The sequence below is a fragment of the Kitasatospora sp. NPDC097643 genome, from assembly GCF_040302625.1.
Classification (GTDB): domain Bacteria; phylum Actinomycetota; class Actinomycetes; order Streptomycetales; family Streptomycetaceae; genus Kitasatospora.
Map to the genome: position 1 here is coordinate 42,133 of NZ_JBEOSA010000039.1, position 17,758 is coordinate 59,890.

Genomic DNA, 17,758 nt, shown 5'->3' on the forward strand with positions numbered 1-17,758 from the left:
GGCCACTATGAGCGACCTGCACGAGACGATCCGCTGGGGGCACGCCGCCCTGGAGCTGGAGATCGACCTCGGCGAGCACGGCGCCCCCCGCCTGGTCCGCATCGGCGCCCCCGGAGAGAAGACCACCACCCCGCGCCCCGGCGCACCGCTGCCGCTGGTGGAGGTGACGACCGCCGGTCTCGGTCGCTACTGGTCGGGGCGCCACCTCGTCAACAGCGCCCTCGGCGGACGGTTGCGCCACCGCTCCCACCGCGCGACCCGGGACGGCGACTGGCACGTGCTCACCATCGAACTCCATGAACCGGAGACCGGTTTGGCCGCCGAGGCGGTCTACCGTTCCCCGGACGGCCTGCCGGTGCTGCGCAGCGAGGTGCTGTTGCGGAACGTCGGGCCGGCGACGCTGCACCTGGAATCGGTCGCCTCGCTCGTGGCGGGCTGCCTCACCGGGGGCGCCCCGGTGGATCTGGACAACGCCGACCTGCTGTGGGCAGAGAACGAGTGGTTCGCCGAATGCCGCTGGCAGCGCCAGCCGCTGCGCGTGTCCTCGCCCGAACGGAGCGGCCGCTTCCACACCACCTCCGGCCGTAGCACCCGCGTCGTGGCCGGACAGGGCGTGTGGTCCAGCTGCGGCCACCTGCCGATGGGCGGCCTGACGGACCGCGCGTCCGGCCGCACCTGGCTGTGGCAGATCGAGCACAATGGCGGCGGCTGGCGCTGGGAGTGCGGGGTGCGCGACGACACCGCCTACGCGGCGCTGTACGGGCCGAACGACGCGGACCACGGCTGGCGCCACCCGCTGGAGCCGGGCGCCGAGTTCCGCACCGTGCCCGTGGCGCTGGCGTTCAGTACGGACGGCGGCCCGGACGACGCCTTCGCCGGCCTCACCCGCTACCGCCGCGCCACCCGCCGCCGGCACCCCGACCACCGGCGGCTGCCGGTGATCTTCAACGATTACATGAACTGCCTGATGGGCGACCCCTCCACCGCGAAGCTGCTGCCCCTGGTCGAAGCCGCCGCCGACGCCGGCGCGGAGTACTTCGTCATCGACGCCGGCTGGTACGACGACGGCGGCAACTGGTGGAGCTCCGTCGGGGCCTGGGAGCCGTCGGCCTCCCGCTTCCCCGGGCCGAAGGGCATCCACGAGGTCCTGGACCGCATCCGGGAGCGCGGCATGGTCCCAGGCCTGTGGCTGGAGCCGGAGGCGGTCGGGGTGAACAGCCCGGTCTCCGGGTCCCTGCCGGAGGAGGCGTTCTTCCGCCGGGAGGGGCAGCGCGTCGAGGAGGGCGGCGGCCGGTACCACCTCGACCTGCGTCATCCGGCCGCCCGCGCCCACCTGGACCGGTTGGTGGACCGCCTGGTCGATGAGTGGGGCGTCGGCTACCTCAAGCTCGACCACAACACCGACCCGGGCTCCGGCACCAGCAGCCACCCGGGAGAGGCACCGGCGGCCGGCCTGCTCGGCCACAACCGGGCCCAACTCGACTGGCTCGACGGCATCCTGGACCGGCACCCGGACCTGGTGATCGAGAACTGCGCCTCCGGCGGCATGCGGATGGATCACGCCCTGCTCTCCCGGCTCCAGCTGCAGTCCACCAGCGACCAGCAGGACCTGCTGCGCTACGCACCGATCGCGGCGTCGGCCCCCACCGCCGTCACGCCCGAGCAGGGCGCCGTCTGGGCCTACCCGCTGCCCGGGGACTCCCCCGACGAGGTCGCCCTGACCATGGCCAACGCGCTCCTCGGCCGCATCCACCTCTCCGGCCGGATCTCCGAACTCTCGCCAGAGGCACTGGACTTGGTCCATGAAGCGGTAACCGTCCACAAGTCGATCCGCGCCGACCTGCCGCAGGCGCTGCCCGCTTGGCCGCTCGGGCTCCCCGGCTGGGAGGACCCGTGGATCGCCCTGGCCCTGCACACCCCGGCCACCACCTACGTCACGGCCTGGCGCCGCCCCGGCGGCGAGGCCGTCCGGGGTCTTGACCTGCCCCACCTGATCGGCGCCGAGGTCCGTGTCGAGGTGCTCTACCCGGCGTCCAGCCAGGCCCGCGCCACCTGGCACCCGGACACCGCCGACCTCACCGTGACCCTGCCGGCGGCCCCGTCCGCCGTCCTGCTGCGCCTCACCAGGAGTCCGACCGAGAGGAGTTGACGATACCTCAGGTGTCCGCGCGCGCCCCACCGCGCCGGCCCGCATCCGCACGGAACACGCTTCGCGTCCGGGCCCGACCCAAGCAGCCGCACCGGGCCTCTGCCGTCCAGAACGCGGGAGTTCGCTTCCCCCACTCGAACACCACGCATCCCCACCCCACCGGAGGGGCGCAATGAAATGGTCAAACCGTTCATGTCATGATCGCGTCATAGCTGCCGTGGCAGCCCTGCAAGAGCGCCACGACCTACGCGAACAACGTGCTCCAGTTCGTCTCGGCGATGAAGGCGGCCGACCCGAGCGTCAAGATCGGCGCCGTGCTGACCACCCCCGGCTACTGGCCGGACGGCATGGTCGGTCCGGGCGACACCATGGACTGGAACCACACCGTCCTGTCGATCGCCGGCTCGAAGATCGACTTCGCCATCGTGCACGCCTACCCCACCAGCACCAGCCCGGCCGACCTGCTCACCAAGCCGCAGGCCCAGAACGCCAGCATCACCCCTCGGCTTCGACTTCCCGGCGACAACGGCATCACCAACAGCTGGAACGCCTCGGTGTCGCAGAGCGGCCGGAGCGTCAACGCCGGGAACGTGTCCTACAACGCCGCCGTCCCGCAGGGCGGCAGCGTCCAGTGGGGCTTCAAGGCCACCTGGTCCAGCAGTGACGCCAACCCCTCCGCCTTCCGGTTCAACGGCGCCTCCTGCGCGATCGGCTGAACCCGATGAGCCGGTGGTGCCCCGGGCCCCGGCTTCCTCCAGGGCCAAGGGCCCGGGGCACCACCACCCCGACATGCACCTCCGAGAGGAACCGACCACGTGTCAGACCAGCCCCAGCCGACCGGCACCCTCCCCAACCCGGTGATCCCCGGCTTCCACCCGGACCCGAGCGTCTGCCGCGTGGGCGACGACTACTACCTCGTCTGCTCCAGCTTCGAGTACTTCCCCGGCATCCCCGTCCTCCACAGCCGCGACCTGTTCAACTGGACCCAGATCGGCAACGCCCTCGACCGGCCGAGCCAGCTGCGCCTGCCGCGCGAGTCCCCGTCCTCCGGCGGGATCTACGCCCCGACGCTGCGCCACCACGGCGGCCGCTTCTGGCTGATCGTCACCAACGTCAGCGACAGCGGCAACATGCTCTTCACCGCCACCGACCCGGCCGGCCCCTGGTCCGACCCGATCCGGCTGCCCGGGGTCCCCGGGATCGACCCGGACCTCGCCTGGGACGAGGACGGCACCTGCTGGTGCACCGTCGCCGGCGTCTCCCAGGTCCGCCTCGACCCGGCCACCGGCGAAACCCTCGGCGAGCCGCAGCGGATCTGGTCCGGCGCGCCCGGCGCCATGGCCCCCGAGGCCCCGCACCTGTACCGGATCGGCGAGTACTGGTACCTGATGATCGCCGAGGGCGGCACCGAGCGCGGCCACGCCGTCTCCATCGCCCGCGGCACCTCGCCCTCGGGCCCGTTCGAACCGTGTCCGGCCAATCCGGTGCTGACCCACCGCGGAATCAACAGTCCCATCCAGAACACCGGGCACGCCGACCTCGTCCAGGCGCCCGACGGATCCTGGTGGATGGTGCTGCTCGCCGTCCGGCCGCGCGGCGGCACCCCCGCCTGGTACGTGCTCGGCCGGGAGACCTTCCTCGCCCCGGTCGAGTGGGTCGACGGCTGGCCGGTGGTCGGCCATGTCACCCCCGAACTGCCCACCCCCGCCTGGCCGTTGCACCCCGTACCCGCCGTACCGGCCCGGGACGACTTCGACCAGGCCGAGCTGCACCCGCAGTGGATCTCGGTGCGCGAGCGCCCGGAGCACCTGTGCACCATGAAGGAACGTTCCGGCTGGCTGACCCTGCGCGCCGCGGGCGCCTCCCTGGACGAGAACGACGTGGTGTTCGTCGGCCGGCGCCAGCAGCACCTCGGCTGCCGGGCCCGCACCCTGATCGACCCCGCCGACGGCCGCGGCGGCCTCGCCGTCCGCCTGGACGAGGAGCACCACTACGAGATCGAGGCGGCCGACGGCCAGGTGAAGGTCTTCGCCCGGATCGGCTCGCTGCGCACCGAGGTCGCCTCCCGTCCGGTGCCCGCCGGAGCCGTGGTGCTCGGTGTCGACGTCGTCCCACGGCCGACGCGCGGCCCGCGCACCGGCCCCGACGACGTCGTCCTCGGCGTCGAGGAGCCCGACGGCACCTTCACCGTGCTCGCCACCCTCGACGGCCGCTACCTCTCCACCGAGGTGGCCGGCGGCTTCACCGGCCGGGTCATCGGCATGTACGCCGCAGCCGGCACCGTCCACTTCGACCGGTTCGACTACGAGCCCCTCCCGCTCCCCTGACCATCCGCCAGGGGAACGCCACCCCTGTTTCACACGAAAGGGACACCCGTGAACGACGCACCGCAGACCGCACGCACCCGTAACCGCCGCCTCCACCGCACGGCCGGCCTCGTGGTGGCCCTGGTCACCACCGGCAGCCTCGCCGGCGGCACCGCCGTCGCCGCACCCGCCGACCAGGCCCCGTCGGCGGCCGAGGCGGCCGGGGCCAGGGTCCCGCACGACCCGATGGCCGCCGTGGCCCAGATGCAGCCCAGCTGGAACCTCGGCAACACCCTCGACGCGATCCCCGACGAGACGTCCTGGGGCAACCCCCTCACCACCAAGGCGACGTTCGACGGCCTGCGAGCCCAGGGCTTCCGCAGCGTCCGCATCCCCGTCACCTGGTACCCGCACCAGTCCGACACGGCCCCGTACACCATCGACCCGGTGTGGATGAAGCGGGTGAAGCAGGTGGTCGACCTCGCCCTGGAGGACGGTCTCTACGTCGAAATCAACGTCCACCACGACTCGTGGAAGTGGATCGCCGCGATGTCCACCGACCACGACACCATCACGGCGCGATTCAACTCCACGTGGCAGCAGATCGCCACGACCTTCAAGGACGAGCCGCGCACACTGCTCATGGAGAGCATCAACGAACCGCAGTTCTCCAACGCGACCGACGCCCAGCGAACCCAGTACCTGCGGGAACTCAACACCTCCTTCCACAGCATCGTCCGCAACTCCGGCGGCAGGAACAAGGACCGCCTGCTCGTCCTGCCCTCGGAGGAGACCAACAACGCCCAGCACTGGCTCGACGACCTGTCCACCACGATGAGCTCTCTGCACGACCACAACCTGGTCGCCACCGTGCACTACTACAGCTGGTACCCGTTCAGCGTGAACATCGCCAACGGCACGACCTACGACGCCACCAGCCAGAAGGACCTCACCGACGGCTTCGCCCGGGTGCACGACACCTTCATCGCCAAGGGCATCCCCGTCTACCTCGGCGAGTACGGCCTGCTCACCTCGCCCTACTCCGGCGTCGTCGAGCGCGGCGAGATGCTCAAGTACTTCGAGCACGTCAACTACGAGGCGCGGCGCAACGGCATGACCTCCGCCGTCTGGGACGCCGCCAACGACTTCCTGAACCGCTCCACCATGCAGTGGCAGGTCCCCGAGATGAAGGCCCTGATCCAGAGTTCCTGGCGGACCCGCTCGGGCACCGCCTCCACCGACAACCTCTTCGTGCCGAAGTCCGGCCCCATCGCCGCGCAGACCATCACACTGAACCGCAACGGCCTCTGGTTCGCGGGCCTCTGGCAGGGCGACCGCCCGCTGATCCCCTTCATGGATTACACCCTCGACGGCGACCGGCTCACCCTGACCGCCGACGCCCTCACCCGCCTCGCCGGCGACCGCGCCGCCGGCGTCAACGCCACCCTTGAGGTCCGCTACTCCGGCGGCGTCCCCTGGAAGCTCTTCGTGCGCTCGTACGACAAGCCGGCGATGGCCGACGCCACGGGAACCGCCGCCGGGCTCACCATCCCCACCCGGTTCAACGGTGCCCTGATGGCCAACGTGCAGTCCACCTACGCCGACGGCACCGCCGCCGGCCCCGCCTCCTGGACCACCTACCAGTCGTTCGACAACTTCGGCCCCGACTACGGCGCCAACACCACCACCCTCAAGGCCGACTTCCTCAAATCCCTCAAGGACGGCGCCCCCGCGACGCTCACCTTCCGCTTCTGGACCGGCGACACCGTCACCTACACCGTGACCAAGTCCGGTGACACGGTGACCGGCACCGCCTCCTGACCCCGTCCCATCCCGCCCCGGCTGCCACCCGGCAGCCGGGGCCCCGTCACGTCCCGAGGTGCATCCATGTTCCCGCTGCCCCCGCGCGTGCTGTTCGGCGCCGCCTACTACCACGAGTACCAGCCGTACGAGCGGCTCAAGGAGGACCTCGACCTGATGGCCGAGGCGAAGTTCACCGTCATCCGGGTCGGCGAGTCCGTCTGGTCCACCTGGGAGCCGGAGAACGGCCGGTTCGACCTCGACTGGCTCACCCCCGTCCTCGACGGCGCCCACGAGCGCGGCATCGACGTCGTCCTCGGCACCCCGACCTACGCCGTGCCGCCGTGGCTGGCCCGGCAGTACCCGGAGATCGCCGGCGACCGGGAGACCGGCCGGCGGACGGGCTGGGGCGCCCGCCAGGAGGCCGACTTCTCCCACCCCGCGTTCCGCTACCACGCCGAACGCGTCACCCGGGCGATCCTCGACCGGCACGCCGCGCATCCGGCCGTCATCGGCTTCCAGGTGGACAACGAGCCGGGCCTGCGGCTGCCGCACAACCACGGTGTCTTCCAACGCTTCGTCGACCACCTGCGGCACACCTACGGCGACGTCGAGACCCTCAACCGGGAGTGGGGCCTGGTCTACTGGTCGCACCGGCTCTCCACCTGGGCCGACCTCTGGCAGCCCGACGGCAACCAGCAGCCGCAGTACGACGTCGCCTGGCGGGCGTTCCAGGCCCGCCAGACCACCGAGTTCATCGCCTGGCAGGCCACGATCGCCCGCGAGTACGCCCGCCCGGACCAGTTCGTCACCACCTGCCTCGCCTACAACCACCCCGCGATGGAGGACGACGAGATCACCGACGCCCTGGACGTCACCGCGGGGAACCCGTACTACGAGATGCAGGACGCCCTCGCCCTGCCCGACCCCACGCCCGAGGACCACGAGCAGCAGTGGAAGACCAGCGGCGTCTGGGCCCTGTACCAGAGCGCCGACCGGATCTTCTCCTCCCGCCAGGAGCCGTTCCTGGTCACCGAGACCAACGCCCAGGCGATCAGCGGTACTTCGGAGAACCGGCCGGCCTTCGACGGCCAGTGGCGGCAGGCCGCCTGGGCGCTCGTCTCGCGCGGCGCGCGGATGATCGAGTACTGGCACTGGCACACCCTGCACTTCGGCACCGAGACGTACTGGGGCGGGATCCTGCCGCACAGCGGCAAGCCTGGCCGGGTGTACGCCGAACTCGCCCGGCTCGGCGCCGAGTTCGAGACCGCCGGGCCGCTGGTCGCCGGGATCGAGCCCGACGCCGACCTCGCGATGGTCTACTCGATGCCCAGCAAGTGGCTGATGCAGAAGTACCCGCCGCTGGCGAAGCCGAACGGCGATCCGGACCCGACCTCCTACCACCGCGTCTTCGACCCGTTCTACCGCGGCGCCTTCGAGGCCGGCCGCCAGGTGCGGATCCTGCACGCCCGCCAGCTGCACGACGCCAGGGGAGAGCGGGACGGGCTGGCGCCCGACCTGGCCGCCCGGCGCCACCCCGTGCTGGTCGTCCCCGGCCTCTACCTCGCCGAGGACTCGCTGCTGGACTGGCTCGCGGCCTACGCCGAGGCCGGCGGCCACCTCGTGCTCGGCCCCCGCGCCGGCTACGCGGACCAGGAGGCGCGGGCGCGGCACGAGACCGCTCCGCCGCGGCTCGCCGCCGCCGCGGGCGCCTGGTACGACGAGTTCAGCAACCTGCCCTCGGACCTCCCGCTGCGCAGCTTCCCCGGCAGTCCGTTCGAGCTGCCGGCGGGCGCGACCGCGACGCGGTGGGTCGACTGCCTGACGGTCACCGATGCGTCGGTGCTGGCCGGGTACGACCACCCGCACTTCGGCCGCTGGTCCGCCGTCACCACCCGGGCCCACGGCGCGGGCCGGGTGACCTGCGTCGGCGCGGTGCCCGGACGCGACCTGGCCCGGGCGCTGGCCGCCTGGCTGGCGCCCGCGCCCGTCGGCGGCTGGCGCGACCTGCCCGAATCCGTCACCGCGACCACCGGTACGGCTCCCGACGGGCGCCGCGTCCACGTGGTGCACAACTGGAGCTGGCAGCCCGCCCGGGCGCAGGCTCCGGTGGACCTGACCAACGTGCTGGGCGGCGCCTCGGTGCCGGCCGGCGGGTCGGTCCACCTCGGCGCCTGGGACGTGCGGGTCTTCGTCGCCTCCTGACGCGCGGGGGGCGGTGGGCCCCGCCGGGCCCACCGCCCCCCGTTCACTCCCGGAGGAGCGTTCGCTACTCGGCGGAGAAGCGGTACACCGTCCTCGACCGGTACTGCTCCCCCGGACGCAGGAGGGCGGAGGGATAGCCGAGCCGGTTCGGCGAGTCCGGGAAGTGCTGGGTCTCCAACGCGATGCCCGCGTACTGGTCGTACCGGCGGCCGGAGCGCCCCCGCAGTGAGCCGTCGAAGTGGTTCCCGGTGTAGACCTGGAGCCCGGGTTCGGTGGTCAGGCATTCGACGCGCCGGCCGCTGGCCGGGTGGCTCAGCACCGCGGCCCGCCTGAACCCGTCGCCGTCCAGCACCCAGTTGTGGTCGAAACCACGGCCGGCCAGCCGGAGCTGCGGATGGTCCTCCGCGAGGTGGGCACCGATCCTCCGGGCCTCCCGGAGGTCGAACGGCGTACCGCAGACGGGCTCGACCGGGCCGAGCGGGATCAGCTCCTCGTCCACCGGGAGGTATCCGGCGGCCTCGACCCGGAGGTCGTGGTCCAGTACCGTTCCAGAGCCCTCCCCGGCCAGGTTGAAGTACGCGTGGTTGGTGAGGTTGACGACCGTCGGGGCGTCCGTGGCCGCCCGGTAGGCGATCGAGAGCTCCCCGTCGGGATCGAGCAGGTACGTCACCTCGGCGGTGATGGCCCCCGGGAAGCCCTGATCGCCGTCCGGGCTGCGCAGGCGGAACCGGACGCCGACCTGCCGGTCCGCCCGGACCGGCACACCGTCCCAGAGGCGGGTGGCGAAGCCGTCCGGTCCGCCGTGCAGGGTGTGCCCGGGGGCCTGGGTGGCCAGCCGGTGCGTCCTGCCGTCGAGGGGCAGCACGCCGCCGGCGATCCGGTTGCCGTAGCGGCCGACCGTCGCGCCGAAGTACGCGGCTTCCCCGAGCAGGTCCTCGACGCTGCCGCCGGCCAGGACGACGTTGACCCGCCGCCCGGCCCGGTCCGGCGTGTACAGCGCCTGGAGGCGGGCGCCCAGGTTGACGACCTCCGCCATCACCCGCGTCCGGGAGCCGAACGTCCAGCGGGTGATGCGCCGACCGTCCGGCAGGCCGCCGAGGGTCTCCTGGGTCACCGTCAGCTCGCCGGTGGACACGAGTGCGTCCCTGGACACGGGCGTCCTCCGATCGACGCGGTAGGAAACTGGGCGACGCCTGCCGTAGGGGCGGGCACCGTCGGTTCGAGCGTGCAAGGGTCAGAGCCCCTGGGCCAGGCGGTGGTAGGCCTGGTTCCAGCGCAGTTCCTTGGTGAACCGCCTGATGTTCGTGTCGTCGTCGATCGTCAGGAGTTCGACACCGAGCATCTCGGCGAGGTCCTCCAGTTCCTCGACCCCGAGCGCGCCGGAGTACACGGTGTGGTGCGGTGCGCCGGCCGTCAGCCAGGCCTCGGTGGAGGTGTGCAGGTCCGGACGCGGCCGCCAGACGGCGCGGGCGACGGGCAGGTTGGGCAGCGGCGCCGGCGGCTCGACCACGTCGATCTCGTTGGCGACCAGCCGGAACCGGTCGCCGAGGTCGGCGAGGCCGACCACCACCGCGGGGCCGGGCTCGGCGTCGAAGACCAGCCGGACCGGGTCCTCGCGCCCGCCGATGGCGAGCGGGTGGATCTCGCAGGAGGGGGTGGCCGCCGCGATGCTCGGGCAGACCTCCAGCATGTGGGCGCCGAGGATCAGCTCGCGGCCGAACTCCAGGTGGTAGGTGTAGTCCTCCATGAAGGAGGTGCCGCCGGGCAGTCCGGTGGCGGCCACCTTGAGGGTGCGCAGCAGGGTGGCGGTCTTCCAGTCGCCCTCGCCGCCGAAGCCGTAGCCGTCGGCCATCAGCCGCTGCACGGCGAGGCCGGGCAGCTGGCGCAGTCCGCCGAGGTCCTCGAAGTTGGTGGTGAAGGCGCGGAAGCCGCCCTGCTCCAGGAAGCCGCGCAGGCCGAGTTCGATCCGCGCGGCGTACCGCAGCGACTCGTGGCGCTCCCCGTCGGCCCGCAGCTCGGGCGCGAGGCGGTAGACGTCCTCGTACTCCTTGACCAGCGCGGTGACGTCACCGTCCGCCGTCGCGTCCACGGCGGCGACGAGGTCGTTGACGCCGTAGGTGTTGACGGAGACGCCGAAGCGCCGCTGGGCCTCCACCTTGTCGCCCTCGGTGACGGCGACGTCGCGCATGTTGTCGCCGAAGCGGGCGAGCTTGAGGCTGCGCAGTTCGGCGCGGCCGGCGGCGGCGCGGGCCCAGGTGGCGATCCTGGAGGAGACGGCGGGGTCGGTGACGTGTCCGGCGACGGTCTTGCGCGGCACCCCGAGGCGGGACTGGATGAAGCCGAACTCGCGGTCGCCGTGGGCGGCCTGGTTCAGGTTCATGAAGTCCATGTCGATGGTCTGCCAGGGCAGTTCGACGTTGGCCTGGGTGTGCAGGTGGAGCAGCGGCTTCTGCAGGGCGTCCAGGCCGGCGATCCACATCTTCGCCGGGGAGAAGGTGTGCATCCAGGCGATCAGGCCGATGCAGTCGTCGGCGGAGTTGGCCTCCAGGCAGACCCGGCGGATCGCCGCGGCGTCGGTGAGGACGGGCTTCCAGACGATCTCGACCGGCAGCAGGAGGTCGCGGTTCAGCGCCTCGGCTATCCGCTGGGACTGCTCGGCGACCTGGCGGAGGGTGTCCTCGCCGTAGAGTCCCTGGCTGCCGGTCAGGAACCAGACCTGGCGGCCCTCCAGTGGCTTCTTCATGGGGTGGCTCCTCACCGGGCCTGGGGCTGGCCGTAGACGTTCTGGTAGCGGAAGTTGAGGCTGTCGATGTCCGCCTGGGCGATCGGCAGGGGCTCGCCGAGCTGGCGGGAGAGGTGGACGGTGCGGACGACGTCCTCGCACATCACGGCGGCCTTGACGGCGGCCTTGGCGTCCTTGCCGATGGTGAACACACCGTGGTTCTGCATCAGGACGGCGGGCGAGCGGTGGCCCTTGAGGGTGTCCACGATGCCCCGGCCGATCGAGTCGTCACCGATCAGGGCGAACGGGCCGACCGGGATCTCGGCGCCGAACTCGTCGGCCATCGCGGTGAGGACGCAGGGGACGGCCTCGCCGCGGGCCGCCCAGGCGCAGGCGTAGGTGGAGTGGGTGTGGACCACTCCGCCGACCTCGGGCAGGTGGCGGTAGACGTAGGCGTGCGCCGCGGTGTCGGAGGAAGGCGCGTGGTCGCCCTCGACGACGTTGCCGTCCAGGTCGCAGACGATCATGTTCTGCGGCAGCAGTTCGTCGTAGGAGACGCCGCTCGGCTTGATGACGATCAGGTCCTCGCCGGGGACGCGGGCCGAGACGTTGCCGGCGGTCCAGACCACCAGGTTGTAGCGGACCAGTTCCTGGTGCAGGTCGCTGACCTGGCGGCGGATGAGGTCGATGGTCGCGTTCACATGGCCTCGCTCGGTGTGGTGAGGGCGGCGTTCCGGATGTCGCGCAGGCGGTGCAGGAGCTTGTCGGCGCCGAGGCCGAAGTGGTCGTGCAGGGCGCGGTACTCGGCGAAGAGCCGGTCGTAGGTGTCGGCGGCGGCCCCGTCGGGCTGGTAGGCACCCCGCCGCACCCGGCCCATGGCGTCGGCCGCGGTCCGGACGTCCGGGTACGCCCCGGCGGCGACGGCGGCGTGGATCGCCGAGCCGAGCGCCGGGCCCTGCTCCGACTCGGCGACCGAGACCGGGCGGCGCAGCACGTCGGCGTAGATCTGCATCAGCAGGGCGTTCTTCTTGAGGCCGCCGGTGACGATGAACTCGGTGACGGGGACCCCGCCCTGCTCCAGGGCCTCGACGATGACCCGGGTGCCGAAAGCGGTGGCCTCCAGCAGGGCCCGGTAGACCTCCTCGGGGCGGGTGGCCAGGGTGAGTCCGACGATCACGCCGGACAGGTGGTGGTCGACCAGGGTGGAGCGGTTGCCGTTCATCCAGTCGAGCGCCACCAGGCCGTGCCCGCCGACGGGTTGGTCGGCGGCCTTGCGGGTGAGCAGCCGGTGCAGGTCCTCGCCGTTGGCCTCGGCCTCGGCCAGGTAGTCGGCGGGGACGCCCTGGCGCAGCCACCAGGCGAAGATGTCGCCGACGGCGCTCTGGCCGGCCTCGTAGCCGTAGGAGCCGGCGACGATGCCGTCCTCGACCACGCCGCAGATGCCGGGGACGTCGGCGAGCGTCGCGCCGTTGACGACGTGGCAGGTGGACGTGCCCATGATGGCGAGGAGCCGGCCGTTGTCGACGGCGCGGGCGGCCGGGGCGGCGACGTGGGCGTCGACGTTCCCGGCGGCGACCGCGATGCCCTCGGGCAGACCGGTCCACTCGGCGGCCTGCGCGGTGAGCGGGCCGACCCGGGAGCCGAGCGGGGAGAGCGGGTGCTCCAGGCGGGTGCGGGCGAAGTCGGCGAAGTCCGGGTGGAGCGCGGCGAGGTACTCCTCGCTCGGGTAACTCCCGTCCTGGTGGATGCCCTTGTAGCCGGCCGTGCAGGTGTTGCGGCTCTCGGCGCCGGTGAGCTGCCAGACGATCCAGTCGGCGGCCTCGATCCAGCGGACGGTCGCGGCGTAGACGGCCGGGTCCTCCTCCAGGACCTGGAGGGCCTTGGCGTACTGCCACTCGGCGGAGATCCGGCCGCCGTAGCGGGAGATCCACTTCTCGCCCCGGGCGTGGGCCAGGGCGTTGATCCGGTCCGCCTGGCCCTGGGCGGCGTGGTGCTTCCAGAGCTTGGGCCAGGCGTGCGGGCGGGGCGCCCACGCGGGCGTCTCGGCGAGCGGGGTGCCGTCGGCGAGGACCGGCAGGACGGTGCAGGCGGTGAAGTCGGTGGCGATGCCGATGACGTGCGCCGGGTCGACGCCGGCGGCGGCGAGCGCGGCCGGGACGGCGGTGCGCAGCACCTCGCGCCAGTCCCCGGGGTGCTGGAGCGCCCAGTCGGGCGGGAGCGGCCGGCCGGTGCCGGGCAGTTCGCGCTCGATGACGGCGTGCGGGTAGTCGTGGACGGCGGTTCCCACCTCTTCGCCGTCCCGTACCCGGACCACCACGGCGCGGCCGGAGAGGGTGCCGAAGTCGATCCCGACCACGTAACGGTCCGGATCGGGGGCGGCGGGATTGACGGTCATCTGCTCATCCTTCGTACGGGGGAACGGCTTTCGCGCCGCGAGCAACTGGTGTCGCCTGTCGCCGGTGGTCCGAGTCCGGGGCAGGGGGAGCACACCGGCGACAGGCTCCGTTCCGCTGCCTCTCCCTCTGAAGGGCGGAACGAGGGGCCGCCGGCCGGGCGCCCAGAAGCAGGGGATCAGCGCTCGGCCGGCGGAGTTGTATGGCGTCTTTGTTAACGCTCACAGGAATTGTTAACGCTAACAACGTCCGTGTCAAGGGAAGTTCCCTGGTCGGGCAGCTACCTGCGGGGCGAGGGATCAGGGGCGTGGTGGCGAAACCCGGCGGCGGGTCAGCGCCCGGCGCGGTTCAGCGCCGGGCACGGCTCAACGCCCGGCGGCGCGGGACGCGCTGCGGCGCAGCACCAGCTCCGGGTGGATCTGCACATGGGTCGGGGAGGGCGTGCCGCCCTCCAGCTCCCCGACGAGCAGTTCCAGGGCCCGTCTGCCGAGTTCGCCGAAGTCCTGCCGCATGGTGGTCAGCGGCGGGATGAAGTACGCGGCCTCCGGGATGTCGTCGAAGCCGACCACGCTGATGTCCTCCGGGACCGACAGGCCGGCCTCGTGCAGCGCGCGCAGCAGGCCGAGGGCCATGTGGTCATTGGCGCAGAAGACGGCGGTGACGTCGCGCAGTTGGGCGAAGCGCAGCCCCGCCTGGTAGCCCGAGCGGGCGCTCCAGTCGCCGCGTTCCACGTCCGGCACCCGGGCGCCGGCCGCCATCAGCGTGAGGCGCCACCCCTCCTCGCGGTCCTGGCTCTCCAGCCAGTTGGCCGGTCCCGCCAGGTGGTGCACGGTGCGGTGGCCCAGGTCGAGCAGGTGCCCGGTGGCCTCCCCGGCACCGAAGCGGTTGCCCACCGACACCATGGGCACCTGCGTCTGGTTGCCCGAACCGACCGCGACCACCGGCACCGAGCTGGAGAGCCGCGCCACCGCGCTGACGGAGGAGGTCTGCGGCGCGATCACCACGACGCCCTCCACCCCCTGGTCGCGCAGCCGGTCGACGGCCTCCTGGACCGAACGGCCGTCCAGCGAGCGCAGACTGGTCACGCTGACGAAGTACCCCGCGCTGCGCGCGGCCTGCTCGATGCCGTCCAGCATCGAGGCGGGCCCGTAGAGCGTCGAGTCGAAACTGACCACGCCGAGGGTCTGCGAACGGCGGGTCACCAGGGCGCGGGCGGCGGAGTTGGGCCGGTAGTCCAGCTCCCGGATGGCGGCCAGCACCCGGTCCCGGGTGTCCGGCCGGACGTGCGGGGCTCCGTTGAGCACGCGGGACACTGTCTGGTGGGACACACCCGCCAGTTTCGCCACGTCCGCCATCACGGGCTGGCGGTGTTCCGTCCCGGCACTTTCGGTTCCCACGCGTAGTCCCCTCCTCGGCTGCGGACCACAGTACGCGACCAGGTCCAGGCCGATCCGTCACCCTCGGTTCAGCTGGCGGTTTCTCTTCATACCAGTCATCCAGGCCGCTGACATGTGCCAATATCGCCAAGTTAACGCTCACGCCTCTTCCGTGGAGGTGATTGCCCTGATCGCCGTCCCACTTCCCCCCGACGGCGGCGCTCGGTGAGCGGCCCGGCACGCGGCGCGTTCGGGCCGGGGGGACCGGGGTTGGTGAGCGCTGCCATACCGCCGTCGGCGTCGCGGACCTCGGCGCGCACGATGACCGAGTCCACCGCCTCCACCGCACCGCCGCACCGCCGCACCCGCCCACCACTCGACGGCGTCCGCGCCGGTGCCGGGCAGCGCAGCACGGCGGCCGGGCCCAGGCTCCGCGGGGACGCGGCGCCGGGGCCCGGCCGGGGTGCGCACTACCCGAAGGTCCACTTCTGGTTGTCGCCACCCCAGCAGCTCCACAGCTGGACGGGTGTGGCGTCAGCGGTGACCGCCCCGGAGACGTCCAGGCAGCGGCCGGACGGGACGCCGGTGACGCTGCCGTCGGCGTTGAACCGCCACTGCTGGTTGGCGCCGCCGTTGCAGGGCCAGGTCACCACCTTGGTGCCGTCGGCCGTCCCGCCGCCGTACGCGTCCAGGCACAGGGTGCTGCCGGCGATGTTCACCGTGAGCTGTCCGCCGGCGGTGCGGGTCCAGGTCTGGTTCGCACGTCCGGAGCAGGTGTAGATCTGCGCCTGTACCCCGGGCGTGGTCGAGGCGTTCGGAACGTCCAGGCACTTGCCCGAACCGGTGCCGCGCAACGCCCCCGTGGTGGCGGGAGAGTTGGCGTAGCCGGCGGCGACGACGTTGGCCTGGACGGCGTTCTCGGTGGCCTCCGACGGGTAGCCGGAGGTCATCACGCCCTCGTAGAAGGTGCCGCGGGCGCCCTTGCTGTTGTCGCCGCCGATGCCGAGGATGATCGCGCCCTCCTTGTGCATCGGGTTGTAGCCCGACGCGTTCGGGCGCGGCCCGGAGTAGAACGTCGACAGCCCGCCGGACTGGGCATCGCCGGCCCGGATCGCCCACTGGTTCGGTGCGCCCTTGACCATGGCCGTCAGGTAACGGTGGTTCACCGTCGGGTCGTTGGCGTTGTAGCCCGAGTTGGTCCCGGAGAACAGGCCGTTCTCCAGGTCGGCCATCACCCAGGGGCCCGGGCCGGTGCCGTAGCCCCAGACCTTGATGTTGCCGAAGTAGATCGCCTCCATGTGACCGTTGCCGGTGTCGTTGCTGCTGGTCTCGGCGTTGCCGTAGTCGAAGCAGCACCCGCCGTTGTAGTGGGTGCCGTCGAGGATCGCGTACATCCCCTCGGGCTGGTCACCGGTGGCGACGCCCGAGGTGTGGTTGTTGCGGTAGCCGGTGCCCGGCGCGACGTACACGCCGTAGGCCCGGTGGCCGTTCAGCGTGGTCGGCGCCAGTGTCGCGTCCGCGAGGTTGTCCGGGCCGGACGCGGCGCCGCCCCCGGGGGCCTGGGTGAGGTGGTTGCCCCGCCCGCTCTGGTCGTAGATCACGGTGATCACGCAGGTGGTGCCGGCGCAGAACGCGTCCTGTGCGGCGGCGTCGGCGTAGCCGCCGGTGCTCAGGGCGCCGATGTTCCGGAGCGCCTGGTCCGACGATCGCCGGACCTGGTAGAGCGGTCCGCCGTACCCGGCGTAGAGGGCGCGGGTGGTGCTGTGCGCGGCGACGCAGGGCGTGCTGCCGGCGGCGTAGAGGTCGCACGGCCCCTGGGTGGCCGCCTGGGCCACGCCGCTCGTCGCGGTCGCGCCGGCCAGGGCGCCGACCAGGACGGCCAAGGCTGCCCCGGCCCGCGCGAGGCGGCGCAGCGCGCCGCCTCCACGGGTCGTCCTGTTGTTGTCACTCAAGGTGTCTCCCTGCTCATCAGTTGAGCGCGGCCAGGGGAAAGTGAGCGCTAACAATCCAGCCCGCCGCGACAGGCGTCAGCCTGGGGCGGGAGGTGGAGGTTCCTGGATCGGTGACAGTGCCCGCACCGACCGTGTCCCGTCAAGGCTTTTGACACATCACACCGAGGAACGGCCGATCCGGTCCGGTGAGCTGTCGATCCGTCATTTCTTCATCGCTGCAAGGAGGTTGACGCCAAGGTATGTGAGCGCTCACACTCCACACCGACGAACCGAGCGCAGGTGCCGGTTCGCCGCGCCCTTCACCCGCTCCCCCACCCACCGGCAGCGATCGAGAGGAACCACCACATGCGCGCACGTTCGCGGCGCTCGCGCTGGCCCGGGACACCTCCGCGAGCGCGGTCAGCCTCCGGGTGATGGGCGCCACCCCGGCCCGGTACGGGCTGATCGCGATCGGCGAGTCGCCGGCCATCCCGACCGGCGGCATCGACTTGTCGGCGGGCGCCCTGTCGGGCACCAGCGTGATCCCGATGCCCGGGTTCAACATCCGGGCCGACCTGCCCACGGGTCCGGCCGTCCTGGCCGTCCTGGCCACCCCGGCCGTCGCCGGACGAGTCGGCCTGGCCCACGGGCCGGCCGTCACCCGGCTGCGGATGCCGCCGCTCGTCGTCACCCCGCTCACCTCCACTGCGGCCCAGGGCGCGACCCTGGCACTCACCTCCGGCACCTCGATCGTCGACATCTCCCCGTTCTTCGGCGACACCGGCCAGAGCCACCCGGCCCAGGTCCGACTGCGACTGCGACTGCGACTGCGACTGCGACTGCACCACCATCGCGCCCGGCTGCGCCCTCGGCCCG

The 17,758-nt window shown here is 72.2% G+C and carries 12 protein-coding genes; 5 read left to right on the forward strand and 7 right to left on the reverse strand.

Features of this window, described 5'->3' with window-relative positions; translation table 11 throughout:
* The first annotated feature begins 7 nt into the window (after positions 1–7).
* The 5 genes from ABTY15_RS23900 (at position 8) to ABTY15_RS23920 (ending at position 8,460) form a co-directional block, all read left to right on the forward strand.
* A complete protein-coding gene (locus tag ABTY15_RS23900; protein ID WP_350598289.1) occupies positions 8–2,149 on the forward strand; it encodes an alpha-galactosidase in 2,142 nt (713 codons plus the stop codon).
* A 257-nt stretch (positions 2,150–2,406) separates the two neighbouring features.
* A complete protein-coding gene (locus ABTY15_RS23905) occupies positions 2,407–2,865 on the forward strand; it encodes a cellulose binding domain-containing protein (protein ID WP_502893573.1) in 459 nt (152 codons plus the stop codon).
* A gap of 99 nt (positions 2,866–2,964) precedes the next feature.
* Positions 2,965–4,476 (forward strand): glycoside hydrolase family 43 protein, encoded by a 1,512-nt coding sequence (locus ABTY15_RS23910; RefSeq protein ID WP_350598295.1) that lies wholly within the window; start codon positions 2,965–2,967, stop codon positions 4,474–4,476.
* A 48-nt stretch (positions 4,477–4,524) separates the two neighbouring features.
* A complete protein-coding gene (locus ABTY15_RS23915; RefSeq protein ID WP_350598298.1) occupies positions 4,525–6,276 on the forward strand; it encodes a cellulase family glycosylhydrolase in 1,752 nt (583 codons plus the stop codon).
* Positions 6,277–6,342: 66 nt separating this feature from the next.
* Positions 6,343–8,460 carry a beta-galactosidase gene (locus tag ABTY15_RS23920; RefSeq protein ID WP_350598303.1) on the forward strand — a complete coding sequence of 706 codons (2,118 nt, stop codon included), beginning with the start codon at positions 6,343–6,345 and terminating at the stop codon, positions 8,458–8,460.
* A gap of 64 nt (positions 8,461–8,524) precedes the next feature.
* On the opposite strand, the gene ABTY15_RS23925 is transcribed toward ABTY15_RS23920, so the two are convergent.
* From ABTY15_RS23925 to ABTY15_RS23955, 7 genes are all read right to left on the reverse strand, one after another.
* Complete coding sequence (locus ABTY15_RS23925) at positions 8,525–9,613, reverse strand: aldose epimerase family protein (protein WP_350598308.1); 1,089 nt, start codon at positions 9,611–9,613, stop codon at positions 8,525–8,527.
* Positions 9,614–9,694: 81 nt separating this feature from the next.
* Positions 9,695–11,203 (reverse strand): L-arabinose isomerase, encoded by a 1,509-nt coding sequence (gene araA / locus ABTY15_RS23930; protein WP_350598314.1) that lies wholly within the window; start codon positions 11,201–11,203, stop codon positions 9,695–9,697.
* 11 nt (positions 11,204–11,214) lie between these two features.
* Entirely contained in the window at positions 11,215–11,883 is a 669-nt protein-coding gene (locus ABTY15_RS23935; protein WP_350598318.1) for an L-ribulose-5-phosphate 4-epimerase, read from the reverse strand.
* Positions 11,880–13,577 carry a ribulokinase gene (locus ABTY15_RS23940; RefSeq protein ID WP_350598324.1) on the reverse strand — a complete coding sequence of 566 codons (1,698 nt, stop codon included), beginning with the start codon at positions 13,575–13,577 and terminating at the stop codon, positions 11,880–11,882. Before ABTY15_RS23940 ends, ABTY15_RS23935 begins: the two co-directional genes overlap by 4 nt.
* Positions 13,578–13,940: 363 nt before the next feature.
* Positions 13,941–14,930: a LacI family DNA-binding transcriptional regulator gene (locus ABTY15_RS23945; protein WP_350598435.1), complete on the reverse strand. Its 990-nt coding sequence runs from the start codon at positions 14,928–14,930 to the stop codon at positions 13,941–13,943.
* 491 nt (positions 14,931–15,421) lie between these two features.
* Positions 15,422–16,903, reverse strand: a complete 1,482-nt coding sequence (locus ABTY15_RS23950; protein WP_502893574.1) for an arabinofuranosidase catalytic domain-containing protein — start codon at positions 16,901–16,903, stop codon at positions 15,422–15,424.
* A gap of 139 nt (positions 16,904–17,042) precedes the next feature.
* Positions 17,043–17,642, reverse strand: a complete 600-nt coding sequence (locus ABTY15_RS23955) for a hypothetical protein (RefSeq protein ID WP_350598329.1) — start codon at positions 17,640–17,642, stop codon at positions 17,043–17,045.
* Positions 17,643–17,758 lie beyond the last annotated feature (116 nt).

Bases quoted from the DNA above. Each gene is read 5' to 3' on its own strand.
- araA (WP_350598314.1), bottom strand. From the start codon at position 11,203: ATGAAGAAGCCACTGGAGGGCCGCCAGGTCTGGTTCCTGACCGGCAGC.
- ABTY15_RS23940 (WP_350598324.1), bottom strand. From the start codon at position 13,577: ATGACCGTCAATCCCGCCGCCCCCGATCCGGACCGTTACGTGGTCGGG.
- ABTY15_RS23920 (WP_350598303.1), top strand. From the start codon at position 6,343: ATGTTCCCGCTGCCCCCGCGCGTGCTGTTCGGCGCCGCCTACTACCAC.
- ABTY15_RS23900 (WP_350598289.1), top strand. From the start codon at position 8: ATGAGCGACCTGCACGAGACGATCCGCTGGGGGCACGCCGCCCTGGAG.
- ABTY15_RS23955 (WP_350598329.1), bottom strand. From the start codon at position 17,642: ATGTCGACGATCGAGGTGCCGGAGGTGAGTGCCAGGGTCGCGCCCTGG.
- ABTY15_RS23945 (WP_350598435.1), bottom strand. From the start codon at position 14,930: ATGGCGGACGTGGCGAAACTGGCGGGTGTGTCCCACCAGACAGTGTCC.